This window comes from Bacillus sp. AF23 (assembly GCF_020861455.1).
Taxonomy (GTDB): domain Bacteria; phylum Bacillota; class Bacilli; order Bacillales; family Bacillaceae; genus Bacillus; species Bacillus halotolerans.
In genome coordinates, this window is the sequence record NZ_JAJHVY010000002.1 from 1 (window position 1) to 14,697 (window position 14,697).

Sequence of the window (14,697 nt, forward strand, 5' to 3'; positions counted from 1 at the left end):
TTAAGACACCGCCCTTTCACGGCGGTAACACGGGTTCGAATCCCGTACGGGTCATCCTGAAACCTTGCATATCCTGCAAGGTTTTTTTGTTTTCTAAAACTATATGATATGCATCTGATTTTGTTTTTTATTCTATATTAAATTTATAACAAAAAACGCCATATCTTTTGTTTTTCTTCAGAAAATGAAGTTTTATGTCAATAAATATAAGCGCTTTCTAGAAAGGGCTTTTTTTTATTTCTACGAATAAATAATATAAATGAAAACTATGATGTCAGAAAGGATGATTACATGGCCGCTGCCAGCCCAACAGCACATGACGTTTATCTTTTTCACGAAGGCAGTCTGTTTAAAAGCTATCAGCTGTTTGGCTCGCATTATCGCGAGCTGAATGGCCAAAGCGGGTATGAATTTTGTGTGTGGGCGCCTCATGCGTCAGAAGTTCGAGTGGTTGGAGATTTTAACAGCTGGTCAGGTGAGCTTCATGTTATGCAGAAAGTTAATGCTCATGGCATTTACACGTTATTTGTTCCAGGTTTGAAAGACAAGGAACGATATAAGTATGAAATCGTGACAAATAGCGGAGAGACCATGCTGAAGGCAGACCCGTATGCTTTTTATTCAGAAGTAAGACCGAATACGGCGTCTCTTACTTACGATCTTGCAGGGTACAGCTGGCATGATCAAAAGTGGCAGAAGAAGCAGAAAGCTAAAGCGATATATGAAAAGCCGGTTTTTATTTATGAGCTTCATCTTGGTTCATGGAAGAAGCATCCCGATGGCACGCTTTACTCCTATGAAGAATTAGGCCAGTCTCTTGTTCCTTATATCAAAGAGCAGGGATTTACCCATATCGAGCTGCTGCCCCTATATGAACATCCTTATGATCGCTCTTGGGGTTATCAAGCAACGGGGTATTACAGCCCGACAAGCCGATTTGGCACGCCACATGATTTGATGAGATTTGTTGATGAATGCCATCAGGCAAACATCGGCGTCATACTTGATTGGGTCCCCGGACATTTTTGTAAAGATTCGCATGGGCTTTATATGTTTGATGGAGCGCCGCTTTACGAATATCAAGAAGAGCGTGACAGGGAGAACTGGCTGTGGGGCACCGCTAACTTTGATTTAGGAAAACCGGAAGTTCATAGTTTTTTAATTTCTAATGCGTTGTACTGGGCGGAATTCTATCATATAGATGGCTTTAGGGTCGATGCCGTGGCTAATATGCTGCATTGGCCAAATCAGGATGAACGCCATACGAATCTCTATGCAGTTGAATTTTTAAAAAAGCTTAATCAAACAATGCGGGAGGCATATCCGCATGTCATGATGATAGCGGAAGATTCCACCGAATGGCCTCAAGTAACAGGTTCTGTTGAGGAAGGAGGACTCGGCTTTCATTTTAAATGGAATATGGGCTGGATGAATGATGTGCTGAAATACATGGAGACGCCTGCTGAACAAAGGCGGCACTGCCATCAGCTTGTGTCTTTTTCCTTGCTTTATGCGTTTAGTGAACATTTTGTATTGCCATTTTCTCATGATGAAGTCGTCTATGGAAAAAAATCACTTCTTCATAAAATGCCTGGCGACTATTGGCAGAAGTTTGCCCAATATCGGCTTTTACTGGGTTATATGACGGCTCATCCCGGAAAAAAACTCATTTTTATGGGATCGGAATTTGCCCAATTCGATGAATGGAAAGATACAGAACAGCTTGATTGGTTTTTGAACTCCTTCCCCATGCATCAAAAAGCAAGTGTTTTTACTCAAGATCTTCTCCGCTTTTATCAAAAAAGCAAAATCCTTTATGAAAATGACCATCGTAGTCAGTCATTTGAATGGATTGATGTCCACAATGAGGAGCAATCCATCTTTTCTTTTATTCGGTATGGCAGACGGCACGGTGAGGCGCTTATCATCTTATGTAATTTTACACCCTCTGTCTATCATCAATACGATGTTGGCGTTCCCTTTCTTACCCAATATATCGAAGTGTTGAACAGTGACAATGAAAAATATGGGGGCTCAGGTCAATTGAATAAAAAGCCGTTGGCAGCCAAACCTGGAGCTGTTCATCACAAACCGTACTATATCACAATGACAATCCCCCCTTATGGCATTTCGATTATGCGGGCGGTGAAAAAAAGAGGAGAGATAAATGAATGAAAAAACAATGTGTGGCTATGCTCCTTGCCGGCGGGAAGGGCAGCCGTCTCAGCGGATTAACAAAACATATGGCAAAACCGGCCGTATCTTTTGGGGGAAAATACAGGATTATTGATTTTACGCTCAGCAACTGCTCGAATTCAGGCATAGACACAGTAGGCATCTTAACGCAATATCAGCCGCTGGAGCTGAATTCCTATATTGGCATCGGGAGTGCATGGGACCTTGACAGGCACAATGGCGGCGTTACGGTATTGCCTCCTTATGCCGAGTCATCCGAAGTGAAATGGTATAAAGGGACGGCTAGCGCAATTTATGAAAATCTCAATTACCTGAACCAGTACGATCCTGAGTATGTGCTGATCTTATCAGGCGATCACATTTATAAAATGGACTACGGCAAAATGCTTGATTTTCATATTGAAAAGAAAGCGGATGTGACCATCTCCGTGATTGAAGTGGGATGGGAAGAAGCGAGCCGGTTCGGCATCATGAAGACAAATGAAGACGGGATCATCACACATTTTGATGAAAAGCCTAAATTTCCAAAGAGCAATTTGGCATCCATGGGTATTTATATTTTCAATTGGCCGCTCTTGAAGCAATACCTTGAAATGGATGACAGGAATCCGTATTCGAGCCATGACTTCGGCAAAGATATCATTCCTTTGCTTTTGGAGGAGAAAAAGAAGCTTTCCGCTTATCCGTTTAAAGGATATTGGAAGGATGTCGGCACGGTGCAGAGCTTATGGGAAGCCAATATGGATTTGCTGAAAGACCAGTCTGAGCTGAAGCTGTTTGAACGCAATTGGAAGATTTACTCTGTCAATCCAAATCAGCCTCCGCAATTTATTTCGCCTGAGGCGCAGGTTCTTGACTCACTTGTGAATGAGGGGTGTGTTGTTTATGGGAATGTGTCTCACTCCGTTCTTTTTCAAGGTGTCACCGTCGGTAAGCACGCAACGGTCAAGCGTTCAGTGATTATGCCGGATGTGACAATCGGTGAGCATGTCGTGATTGAGAATGCTATCGTGCCCAAGGGCTTAGTGCTTCCGGATGGCGCAGTGATTAAATCTGAAAAAGACATTCAGGAGGTGCTGCTTGTTTCGGAGGAATTTGTAGAGAAAGAATTGATTTAATTACTGAAGAGGAGGCAGAATCAGTTGATCAATAATCAAATGTTAGGTGTTATAGATGAAACCACATATAAGCATTCTCTTCAGGATTTAACCGCACAGCGGTCGCTTGGTGCGATTCCTTTTGCTGGCAGATACCGTTTGATAGATTTTATGCTGTCCAATATGGTGAATGCGGACATTAGGAGTGTGGCGATTTTTCCGAAATATCGCTACCGGTCTCTTATGGATCATCTTGGAGCAGGGAAGGAATGGGATTTGCACCGAAAAAAGGACGGCCTCTTTTTTTTTCCGTCACCGCATTTGCATGATGAGTATAATGAATTCGGTTCATTTCGCCAGTTTTCTGATCATCTTGATTACTTTCACAGAAGCACACAGCAATATGCCGTCATCACCAACAGCCATACTGTATGCAACATTCAATTTCAATACGTGCTGAAAAGACATCAGGAGGCGGGCTGTGACATTACCGAGGTCTTTCAGGACGGTCAGTCGCTGCAAATCTATATCATGTCTTCTAAACTCTTGAAGGATCTGATCTACGGACATATTGAAAAAGGATACAGAACCATTCAGGAGGTTGTTGAAAAGGAAGCCTCCGCATTGACCATTTGCCCATATGAATATTCGGGGTATGCAGCTGTTATTGATTCTGTAGAAAAGTATTATACCCACAGTATGGAGCTTATTCAGCCGCGTTTTTGGCAGCAGGTGTTTTTGCCTCAGCAGCCGGTTTATACAAAAGTGAAGGATGAGCCCCCAACGAAATACGGGAAGAACAGCACTGTTAGAAATTCTTTAGTGGCAAACGGCTGTGTGCTTGAGGGGGAGGTCGAAAACTGCATCTTATTCAGGGCGGTGTATGTTGGGAAAGGCACGAAGCTGAAAAACTGCATTATTATGCAAAAAACACAGATTGGTGAGGATTGTTTGCTGGAGCAGGTGATTGCTGATAAAGATGTCAAAATCGGCAATACGACTGAAGCTGCGGGAACGAAGGAGCAGCCGCTCGTGTTAAAAAAAGGTTTGGTGCAAGGAGAGCTGATGAATTCTTGAAGGTGTTATTTGCTGTCTCAGAATGTACCCCGTTTGCAAAATCAGGGGGCCTGGCCGATGTGGCCGGCGCGCTGCCTAAAATGCTTTCTCGTCTTGGGAACGACGTAGCGGTGATCATGCCGAAATACAGTCAAATTCCTGATCCCTGGAAAAAGCGTATGAAGAAAACAGCTGAATGTACGGTTGCTGTTGGCTGGCGTCAGCAATATTGCGGGATTGAACATTTGGCTGAAGATGGTGTGAATTATTATTTTATCGACAATAAATATTATTTTTCAAGGGATTCGCTGTACGGGCATTTTGATGATGGGGAGCGGTTTGCTTATTTTTCAAGAGCTGTGCTGGAAGCGGCAGAAGCAGTGAGTTTTCAAGCCGATATCATTCATACTCATGACTGGCATACAGCGATGGTCAATTACTTGTTGAAAGAGGAATACAGCAAGCGCCCTTTTTATAAACAGATGAAAAGTGTGCTCACGATCCATAACTTGCAGTTTCAAGGTATATTCCCGCCTGAGGTGACACATGACTTGCTCGGTCTGGACATGAGTCATTTTCATTATGAAAGATTAGAATGCAATGGATTTGTTAATTTTATGAAAGCAGGGATTCTCGCTGCTGATCATGTAACAACGGTGAGCCCGACTTATAGAAATGAAATTTTAACGCCGTATTACGGCGAGCAGCTTGAGCCAGTTTTGCAGCATAGGGAAAAAGATTTAACAGGGATCTTAAACGGTATTGATGACTCTTTCTATCAGACAGAGAGCGATCCGTATATTGAGATGCATTACGACCCTGAACGTCTTGATTTAAAGGAAGAAAATAAAACGAAGCTCCAGCGGCGGATGGGCCTTCCGGAACGAAAAGATATTCCGCTGATCAGTATGGTAACAAGGCTGACCAAACAGAAGGGGCTTGATCTTGTTAAGAGAATGATGCACGAGCTGCTGGAGGAGAGAGACATACAGCTGATTGTGCTCGGTACGGGTGAGCGGGAATTTGAGGACTACTTCCGTTACATTGAATTTGCATTTCACGATAAATGCAGGGCGTATATTGGGTTTGATGAGCCGCTTGCCCATCAGATTTATGCGGGCTCGGATTTGTTTCTGATGCCGTCGAAATTTGAGCCGTGCGGTCTGGGGCAGATGATCGCGCTTCAATATGGCGCTATTCCGATTGTCAGAGAAACAGGCGGGCTCTATGACACTGTCCGTTCCTACCGGGAGGAAGAGGGCACAGGCAACGGTTTTACGTTCTCAGCCTTTAATGCTCACGATCTGAAATTTACGATCGAGAGGGCGCTGTCGTTTTATCGCCAAAAGGATGTATGGAAGAGCATCATGAAGACCGCAATGAATGCAGATTACAGCTGGAAACAATCAGCCAAACAATATCAGCGCATTTTCGAGCATGTGACAAGGAGTGGACGGGATGTTCTCGAGTAAAGAACGCTTTGCAGCCTTATTTTTAAAGCGTCTGGAAATGACGTGCGGGAAAAGCTTTAAGGACTCTTCCAGGCTTGATCAATATAAAACCTTAGGCAATATGATCAGAGAGTACATCAGCGCTGATTGGATCCAGACAAATGAAAGAAGCAGGTCCAATTCCGGAAAGCAGACATATTATTTGTCGATTGAATTTCTTCACGGACAGCTCCTTGAACAAAATTTAATGAATCTCGGTATTCGGGATGTAGTGGAAGCGGGTCTGAAAGAGATCGGCATCAGTTTAGACGAGATCCTTTATATGGAGAGCGATGCAGGGCTAGGGAATGGCGGTCTGGGGCGATTGGCAGCTTGCTTCTTAGATTCCTTGGCTTCGTTAAACTTGCCTGGGCATGGGATGGGAATTCGCTATAAGCATGGCTTATTTGAACAAAAAATTGTTGAGGGGCATCAGGTTGAGCTGCCTGAGCAATGGCTGAAAAACGGGAATGTGTGGGAAGTAAGAAATGCTGATCAAGCGGTTGACGTGCCGTTTTGGGGCGAGGTGCATGTGACTGAAAAAAACGGCCGTCTGCATTTTCGTCATGAGCAAGCAACAATCATTACCGCCGTTCCTTATGATATCCCGATCATCGGATACGATACGGGCACAGTCAACACATTAAGACTTTGGAACGCCGAGCCTTATGCGCATTATCACGGCGGCAATATTTTGTCTTATAAACGGGAAACAGAAGCTGTATCTGAATTTTTATACCCTGATGACACGCATGACGAGGGTAAGATATTACGGCTGAAGCAGCAGTATTTTTTAGTATGTGCAAGTTTAAAAAGCATTGTGAACAATTACCGCAAAACGAATCAATCATTATATGGCCTGCATAAAAAAGTAAGCATTCATATTAATGACACCCACCCTGCACTTGCTGTGCCTGAACTGATGCGGATTTTGCTTGATGAAGAAAACATGAGCTGGGAAGATGCCTGGCATATCACGGTACATACAATTTCCTATACGAATCATACGACACTGTCAGAAGCGCTTGAAAAATGGCCGATTCATTTAATTAAGCCGTTGCTCCCGCGAATGTATATGATTATTGAAGAGATTAATGAGAGGTTTTGCAGGGCGGTTTGGGAGAAGTATCCCGGTGACTGGAAAAGGATAGAGGATATGGCGATTACGGCGCACGGTGTTGTCAAAATGGCTCATCTCGCAATAGTGGGAAGCTACAGTGTAAACGGAGTTGCCAAAATTCATTCCGACATTTTAAAGGAACGGGAGATGCGTCATTTTCATTTGATGTTTCCGAATCGGTTTAACAATAAAACAAATGGGATTGCCCATAGGCGCTGGCTGTTAAAAGCCAATCCCGGCTTGTCCGCGATGATAACGGATGCGATAGGCGATGAATGGATAAAACAGCCGGAATCCTTGATTCGGCTGGAACCGTACGCTGCTGATCCCGCTTTTATTGAGCAGTTCCAAAACAACAAAAGCAGAAAAAAGCAAGAGCTTGCTGATCTGATTTTTTGCACGGCCGGAGTGGCTGTAAATCCGGACAGCATATTTGATGTACAGGTGAAACGGCTTCATGCGTATAAACGGCAGCTGCTGAATGTTCTTCATATTATGTATTTGTATAACCGCCTGAAGGAGGATTCGGGATTTTCTATTTATCCGCATACCTTTATTTTCGGAGCAAAGGCTTCACCAAGCTATCATTACGCGAAGAAAATCATTAAACTGATTCATTCCGTTGCGGAGAAAGTAAATTATGACCCGGCGGTGAGGCAGCTGCTCAAGGTCGTTTTTTTAGAAAATTACAGGGTCTCTATGGCAGAGCAGATTTTTCCGGCATCAGATGTAAGTGAACAAATTTCGACTGCAAGCAAGGAAGCGTCCGGTACAGGAAATATGAAGTTTATGATGAATGGCGCGCTGACAATCGGCACGCATGACGGGGCGAATATTGAAATTCTGCAACGGGTCGGAGCTGATTGTGTTTACACATTTGGTTTGAAAGCGGATGACGTTCTTTCCTACCAGGAAAACGGAGGCTACAGATCAAGGGAGTATTATCAGCATGACCGCAGAATCAGGCAGGTAGCGGATCAGCTGATCAACGGTTTCTTTGAAGGTGAAGCCGATGAATTTGAATCCATCTATGATTCGCTGCTGCCGCATAATGACGAGTATTTTGTATTGAAGGATTTCAGTTCATACGCGGATGCCCAGGAGCGTATTCAAGCCGATTATCAAGATCGGCGTAAATGGTCAGAGCGTTCGATTTTAAACATTGCCCATTCAGGTTATTTTTCAAGCGACCGGACGATTCAAGAATATGCGAAACACATCTGGAGAATTAAGCCGATGATGTAAAAAAGCCGCTGTTTGAGCGGCTTTTTTTGTTCAAAGATTCATTGAATAGATCGTAAAGGATAAGACAGTTGCAAAGGCACTCCATAAAAAATAAGGCACTAGAAGCCAGCTTGAGGCCCTGCTGTATACTTTTGCAATGATGATTACAATCAGCGCTGTTATGGTGACAAGCAGGCAGTCAATGGATGCGGCAAGGAGATTCTTTTGCGTAAACTGAAAATAACTGAATGCCTGATTAAGCACATAATTGATCAAAAACGCCAGCCAAAAGCTTTTGGCTTTTTTAAATGAACATTTGGCAAAAACAATGGCAGCTGAAAGAGAAATCAGTGCAAACAGGACGGCCCAGATGATGCCGATCGTTGACCCGCTTGGCGTCCAGTCTGGCTTTTTCAGTGAATGATACCAATTTTGGTCGATCGGAAATAGATAGTCTGCGGCTGAAAACAGTGCGTATATAATGATAAAAACTACGATTGCGCCGAACATCTTTTTCATTATTTCCCTCCGGTATGTATTTATTTTACATGTAGCTTTACCCTTTAATTTGGATAGATCAAACTCCTGATATGCGGGGGAGATGATGTAGAGAGCTGCTGTAATACGGTCATTTATGAAAACACAAAAGAGAACCCCCTTTGCTTGGGGGTTCAATCTGCATGGAGATCGCCAAACGTCGTCATGATGCCTTCTTCATCCAGCTCTTCCTCATAACGTTCATGCGCCCTGCTTGGATACACTGTAATTTCTTTGCCGGTAATATCTGTGGCAATGAAATTCTCATATGATTCTGTATTGCCGATATTTTCTTCGGCATTCATCGTCATATCATCATAGCTGAGCGGCGGATTTTCCATGTCCTGCGGTGTTTCCGAGTTTCCGTATTTTTCAACGTCCTGGTAGGAATCTTCACTGTCGTAAGGCGCTCTGATTTCTTCATCATCGTCAAATTCAAATTGCCCGAAAGGTGTTTCTTCTTCGATCGGACGGTCTTTGGAAACAACATCCTGTGATGAATATTCCGCAAGCGTTGTAGCAGTCGGAAGCGCTTCTAGGCGTTCATAAGGAATTTCCTTTCCGCTGACCTCACAAATCCCGTACGTGCCGTTTTCTATCGCCTTCAATGAATGCTCAATGTCCCGGAGATGCTCCCGTTCATGCAAATCAAGAGCAATGTCTTTTTCGCGTTCATAAAGCTCTGTCGCCTGATCGCCTGGGTGATTGTCATAAGCAGAAAGCTCACCCCACGAATCATATGGAAAAGCGGAATTGAGCTGAAAATGGTCATTGTCTTTGAAGCGGTTCAATATATCTTCTTTCGTTTGTTCAAGTTCCTTTTTTAAATGCTGAAGCTGTTCGTTTGTAAGCAATATGATCGCCTCGTTTCTCTGTAATGCATACCTTTAGTATGGACAGATCGCCTGAGAACTTTCATAAATCCCTTGTGGAGGAATATAGGAGATTTTCCTTATATGGTAAGCGGATACAAGCTTTGCTATCAGTGGAGAAAGAAATTTAAGGTTTGTTTCTTTTTCATTTCTGCAATTAGGTTTATAATAGGTAAGGCAGGCCATTTGGACTGCATGATCTGTGTATTTGACACAATGTAGACACAGGTGTATGGTATTAAAAGCATTTTAAGAATTATGGAGGAATGTCTCATGGTGACAACGGTGCAGCGTACGTTCCGAAAGGAAGTTCTACATGCATTATATAAAGCCAAAGAAGTCAACCATGCTGTCTTAATAAGCTATTCGAGACAAATTGAGTCTCTTGACCCTCTATCATTTTTCAATTACGGAGCAAAAAAATATACAGGCAATCGATTTTTTTGGTCAGAACCTGAAAGTGAATTGACAATAGTCGGTCTTGGCAAAGAAGCTGTTTTCCAGACGAATCAAAAAAACGACGAACGGTATCGCGAGGTTTTTGAACAATGGGAGCGCTTTAAAAAGACGGCTTTTCATATTTATGAAGAAGAAAAGCTGCAGCATTCTGCAGTGGGACCTGTCTTATTCGGAGGCTTTTCCTTTGACCCTTACGAAGAAAGAGGTACTCAATGGGACCATTTCTCGGAAGGGGATTTCTTTGTGCCTTCGCTTATGCTGACAATGTCTGCTGACAGTTCGGTTTTAACAGTCAACAGATGGGTCAGCGGAGAAGATGATGCAGAAGCTGTGTTGGAAGGCTTAAAAGCTTTTGCAGCGGAATTTATGGTCCCCGATGTAAATCAAGAAGATCAGGCTGTGATGACAGCATCTCAGGAGCTGGATAAGTCTGATTGGCTGAAAGCAATCGAAACGGCAACAAGCCAGATTAAAGAGAATCAATATGATAAAGTGGTTCTTGCCAGAGAGCTGCTGCTCACGTTTGACGGCCCGGTCAAAATGGAACCGGTGCTTAAAACGCTTTTGACCGATCAGCAGACAAGCTATGTTTTTGCAATCGAACAAGAAGGCAAAACCTTTGTCGGCGCATCCCCGGAAAGACTGATCAAAAGAGACGGCAACACTGTCATGTCTACTTGTCTGGCAGGTTCCATAAAGCGCGGCTCCGATGAAGAAGAAGACTGCCGCATCGGCCTTGAATTATTAAACGATGAGAAAAATCTGCTGGAGCATGATATTGTTGTAGGCATGATTTATAACGCTTTTGTATCAAGCTGTTCTGACGTTGAAAAGCCTGACGAACCTGTATTGTACAAAACGAAAAGCGTCCAACACTTATTTACGCCGATTGTCGGACAGCTTCACGCGTCTGCTTCGCTTTTTGACTTAATTGAGAAACTGCATCCCACACCGGCGCTTGGGGGAGCACCTCAGAAAAAAGCTGTAGAAGTGATCAGAGAGATCGAACCGATGTCCCGCGGCTGGTATGCGGCTCCTGTCGGCTGGATTGACAGTCAGGATAACGGGGAATTTGCTGTTGCCATCCGTTCAGGGCTGATTGAAGGCAGCACAGCACGCCTGTTTGCCGGGTGCGGCATTGTGGAAGACTCTGAACCGCAATCGGAATACGAAGAAACAAAGATTAAGTTAAAGCCGATGATCTCTGCACTGGGAGGTGAGAGACGTTGACAGTGAACCCGATTACTCATTACATCGGAAGCTTTATTGATGAATTCGCCCTTTCCGGGATTACGGATGCTGTCGTTTGTCCGGGCTCAAGATCTACACCGCTGGCAATTCTTGCTGCCGCGCATCCGGATATCAACGTCCATATCCAAATTGATGAAAGATCTGCCGGATTTTTTGCATTAGGGCTGGCAAAAGCACAGCAGCGTCCCGTGCTTCTGATTTGCACATCAGGAACAGCCGCGGCCAACTTTTATCCGGCTGTGATTGAAGCCCATTATTCAAGAGTACCGATTATAGTGTTAACTGCTGATCGGCCGCACGAGCTGCGTGAAGTAGGCGCACCTCAGGCCATTAATCAGCACTTCTTATTCGGTAACTTTGTTAAGTTTTTCACAGACTCTGCTCTTCCCGAAGAGTCGCCGCATATGCTGAGATATATCCGAACGCTGGCAGGCCGTGCTGCCGGGGAAGCGCAAAAGCGTCCAATGGGACCTGTGCACGTGAATGTACCTCTTCGTGAGCCGCTGATGCCCGACCTTTCTGATCAGCCGTTTGAAAGAATGAGAACTGGGCGTCACGTGTCAGTGAAAACGGGTACGCAATCCGTGGACCGGGACTCTCTGTCTGACGTGGCTATGATGTTGAAAGAGGCCGAAAAAGGCATGATCGTCTGCGGGGAACTCCACAGTGATGCTGATCAGCAAAAAATTGTGGAGCTGTCAAAAGCGCTGCATTATCCAATTTTAGCTGACCCGCTGTCTAACCTGCGGAACGGCGTCCATGATAAAACCACCGTTATAGATGCGTATGACTCATTTTTAAAAGATGATGAGCTGAAGTCAGCACTGCGGCCTGATGTCGTGATCCGTTTCGGACCGATGCCTGTTTCAAAGCCGGTTTTTTTGTGGCTGAAGGATGACCCGGCCATTCAGCAGATTGTGATTGATGAGGATGGCGGCTGGAGAGACCCGACACAGGCAAGCACACTTATGATTCACTGCAGCCCGTCTAGTTTTGCCGAGGCGATCATGGCTGAACATACTGGAGTGGACCGAACTTTGGAATGGCTGGAAAAATGGCAGATTGTGAACCAGCGTTTCCGTGAGCATTTGCAAACGATCAGCAAAGAAGAGGTTTCATTTGAGGGCAACCTCTACCGAATCCTCCAGCATCTTGTGCCCGAAAATAGCTCGCTGTTTGTCGGAAACAGCATGCCAATCAGGGATGTTGATACGTTTTTCGAAAATCAGGACCGCAATTTCCGTATCTATTCAAACCGTGGCGCAAATGGGATTGATGGTGTCGTCTCTTCTGCCATGGGTGTTTGTGAAGGAACAAAAGCGCCTGTGACACTCGTGATCGGGGATTTGTCTTTTTATCATGATTTAAACGGGCTGCTGGCGGCTAAAAAATTGGACATTCCGCTTACTGTGATCCTCGTGAACAATGACGGCGGAGGGATTTTTTCATTTTTACCGCAAGCATCTGAAAAGACACACTTTGAAGATTTGTTCGGCACGCCGACCGGGCTCGATTTCAAGCATGCGGCTGAGCTTTACGGGGGCACGTATTCATGCCCGGCTTCGTGGGATGAATTTAAAGCATCATACGCACCGCAGGCTGATAAGCCCGGCCTTCACATTATAGAAATCAAAACTGATCGCCAATCAAGAGTTCAGCTTCATCGTGATATGCTGAATGAGGCTGTGCGGGAAGTGAAAAAACAATGGGAACTGTAAGCATAACTGTTGCAGACGGCGTCCGCTATGCTGTGACAGATGATCGGCCGAATGCTTCTGATGCCATAGTCTGTCTGCACGGGTTTACCGGCAGCAAACAATCCTGGGCCTTTCTGGACCAGTTGCTGCCTGATTCTCGTGTCATCAAAATTGATTGCTTAGGGCACGGAGAAAGTGATGCCCCGTTGAATGGAAAAAGATATAGCACGAGCCGGCAAGTTTCAGACCTTGCCGAAATATTTGATCATTTAAAACTTCACAAAGTGAAACTTATTGGTTATTCTATGGGGGGAAGGCTTGCATATTCCTTTGCCATGACATACCCTGAACGGATATCAGCGCTTGTGCTCGAAAGCACGACGCCCGGTCTTAAAACCCTCGGGGAACGGAAAGAACGAATCTTGCGGGATCGGAAGCTTGCCGATTTTATTTTGCGTGACGGGATCAAAGCCTTTGTCGACTATTGGGAAGGCATCCCTTTGTTTTCGACGCAGCAGCGGCTTGCTGAAGACGTTCGGCAAAGGATACGGTCGGGCCGTCTGAGAAACAATAACATTGGACTGGCCAACAGTTTAATCGGTATGGGCACCGGTTCACAGCCTTCCTGGTGGAGCCGGTTAAAAGATATTGCGGCGCCTGTGCTTCTCATCTGCGGAGAATGGGACGGGAAGTTTTGCGCCATTAATCAAGAGGTGCATAAGAAGCTTCCATCTAGTAGAATAGAGATTGTTCCTGAAGCAGGCCATACAGTGCATGTGGAACAGCCGCGTTTTTTTGGTAAAATAGTGAGTGAGTATTTAACAAACTTATAACTCGTTCATATGGAAAAATAGAGGAGGTCATATCATGGCTGTAGAATGGAAAACTGAACGTACATACGATGAAATACTGTATGAAACGTATAATGGTATTGCAAAAATAACTATCAACCGCCCTGAGGTACATAATGCGTTTACCCCTAAGACGGTTGCTGAAATGATTGATGCATTTGCTCGCGCGAGAGATGATCAAAACATCGGCGTTATCGTGCTTGCCGGTGCCGGAGACAAAGCGTTTTGTTCTGGAGGAGACCAAAAAGTGCGCGGGCACGGCGGTTATGTAGGCGACGATCAAATTCCGCGTTTAAACGTCCTGGATCTTCAGCGTTTAATTCGCGTCATTCCGAAACCTGTTGTTGCGATGGTATCCGGATATGCGATCGGCGGAGGACACGTGCTTCACATCGTATGTGACTTGACAATCGCTGCCGACAATGCGATTTTCGGACAAACCGGCCCTAAAGTGGGAAGCTTTGACGCAGGTTACGGTTCAGGCTACCTGGCTCGAATCGTAGGACATAAAAAAGCTCGTGAAATCTGGTACCTGTGCCGTCAGTACAACGCGCAGGAAGCGCTGGATATGGGACTTGTCAACACAGTTGTTCCTTTGGAACAGCTTGAAGAAGAAACGATTAAATGGTGTGAAGAAATGCTTGAGAAAAGCCCGACCGCACTTCGTTTTCTTAAAGCTGCGTTTAACGCGGACACAGACGGACTTGCTGGAATTCAGCAGTTTGCAGGGGATGCAACCCTTCTTTACTACACAACTGATGAAGCAAAAGAAGGCCGTGATTCCTTTAAGGAAAAACGCAAACCGGATTTCGGTCAATTCCCGCGTTTTCCGTGATCAGCAGATACG

The 14,697-nt window shown here is 44.8% G+C and carries 11 protein-coding genes; 9 read left to right on the forward strand and 2 right to left on the reverse strand.

What is annotated here, in order from left to right; genetic code table 11:
- Window positions 1-291: 291 nt before the first annotated feature.
- Genes glgB through glgP form a run of 5 tightly spaced genes read left to right on the forward strand, consistent with a single transcriptional unit; the run spans window position 292 to window position 8,204 of the window.
- Window positions 292-2,175: a 1,4-alpha-glucan branching enzyme gene (gene glgB, locus LNN34_RS00010; protein WP_229042443.1), complete on the forward strand. Its 1,884-nt coding sequence runs from the start codon at window positions 292-294 to the stop codon at window positions 2,173-2,175.
- Complete coding sequence (locus LNN34_RS00015) at window positions 2,172-3,314, forward strand: glucose-1-phosphate adenylyltransferase (RefSeq protein WP_229042444.1); 1,143 nt, start codon at window positions 2,172-2,174, stop codon at window positions 3,312-3,314. Before glgB ends, LNN34_RS00015 begins: the two co-directional genes overlap by 4 nt.
- A 24-nt stretch (window positions 3,315-3,338) precedes the next feature.
- The gene (gene glgD, locus LNN34_RS00020) at window positions 3,339-4,370 is read left to right on the forward strand and encodes a glucose-1-phosphate adenylyltransferase subunit GlgD (protein WP_106293374.1); all 1,032 of its coding nucleotides are present in this window, start codon (window positions 3,339-3,341) and stop codon (window positions 4,368-4,370) included.
- A complete protein-coding gene (gene glgA, locus LNN34_RS00025) occupies window positions 4,367-5,821 on the forward strand; it encodes a glycogen synthase GlgA (RefSeq protein WP_229042445.1) in 1,455 nt (484 codons plus the stop codon). The genes glgD and glgA overlap by 4 nt, the downstream gene beginning before the upstream one ends.
- The gene (gene glgP, locus LNN34_RS00030) at window positions 5,808-8,204 is read left to right on the forward strand and encodes a glycogen phosphorylase GlgP (protein WP_229042447.1); all 2,397 of its coding nucleotides are present in this window, start codon (window positions 5,808-5,810) and stop codon (window positions 8,202-8,204) included. The genes glgA and glgP overlap by 14 nt, the downstream gene beginning before the upstream one ends.
- A gap of 30 nt (window positions 8,205-8,234) precedes the next feature.
- On the opposite strand, the gene LNN34_RS00035 is transcribed toward glgP, so the two are convergent.
- Together LNN34_RS00035 and LNN34_RS00040 are read right to left on the reverse strand one after the other, a co-directional pair.
- Window positions 8,235-8,702 (reverse strand): TspO/MBR family protein, encoded by a 468-nt coding sequence (locus LNN34_RS00035; protein WP_229042449.1) that lies wholly within the window; start codon window positions 8,700-8,702, stop codon window positions 8,235-8,237.
- Window positions 8,703-8,854: 152 nt separating this feature from the next.
- Window positions 8,855-9,574, reverse strand: coding sequence for a yteA family sporulation protein (locus tag LNN34_RS00040; protein ID WP_024122606.1), 720 nt, complete (start codon window positions 9,572-9,574; stop codon window positions 8,855-8,857).
- 291 nt (window positions 9,575-9,865) lie between these two features.
- Between LNN34_RS00040 and LNN34_RS00045 the strand changes: the two genes are divergently transcribed.
- From LNN34_RS00045 to menB, 4 genes are read left to right on the forward strand one after another with little or no spacing between them, the layout of a single operon-like run.
- Window positions 9,866-11,281, forward strand: a complete 1,416-nt coding sequence (locus tag LNN34_RS00045; protein ID WP_229042451.1) for an isochorismate synthase — start codon at window positions 9,866-9,868, stop codon at window positions 11,279-11,281.
- Window positions 11,278-13,020 (forward strand): 2-succinyl-5-enolpyruvyl-6-hydroxy-3-cyclohexene-1-carboxylic-acid synthase, encoded by a 1,743-nt coding sequence (gene menD, locus LNN34_RS00050; protein WP_229042453.1) that lies wholly within the window; start codon window positions 11,278-11,280, stop codon window positions 13,018-13,020. Before LNN34_RS00045 ends, menD begins: the two co-directional genes overlap by 4 nt.
- Window positions 13,008-13,832, forward strand: a complete 825-nt coding sequence (gene menH / locus LNN34_RS00055; protein ID WP_044153662.1) for a 2-succinyl-6-hydroxy-2,4-cyclohexadiene-1-carboxylate synthase — start codon at window positions 13,008-13,010, stop codon at window positions 13,830-13,832. Before menD ends, menH begins: the two co-directional genes overlap by 13 nt.
- 34 nt (window positions 13,833-13,866) lie before the next feature.
- Window positions 13,867-14,685, forward strand: a complete 819-nt coding sequence (gene menB, locus LNN34_RS00060; protein WP_010331603.1) for a 1,4-dihydroxy-2-naphthoyl-CoA synthase — start codon at window positions 13,867-13,869, stop codon at window positions 14,683-14,685.
- Window positions 14,686-14,697 lie beyond the last annotated feature (12 nt).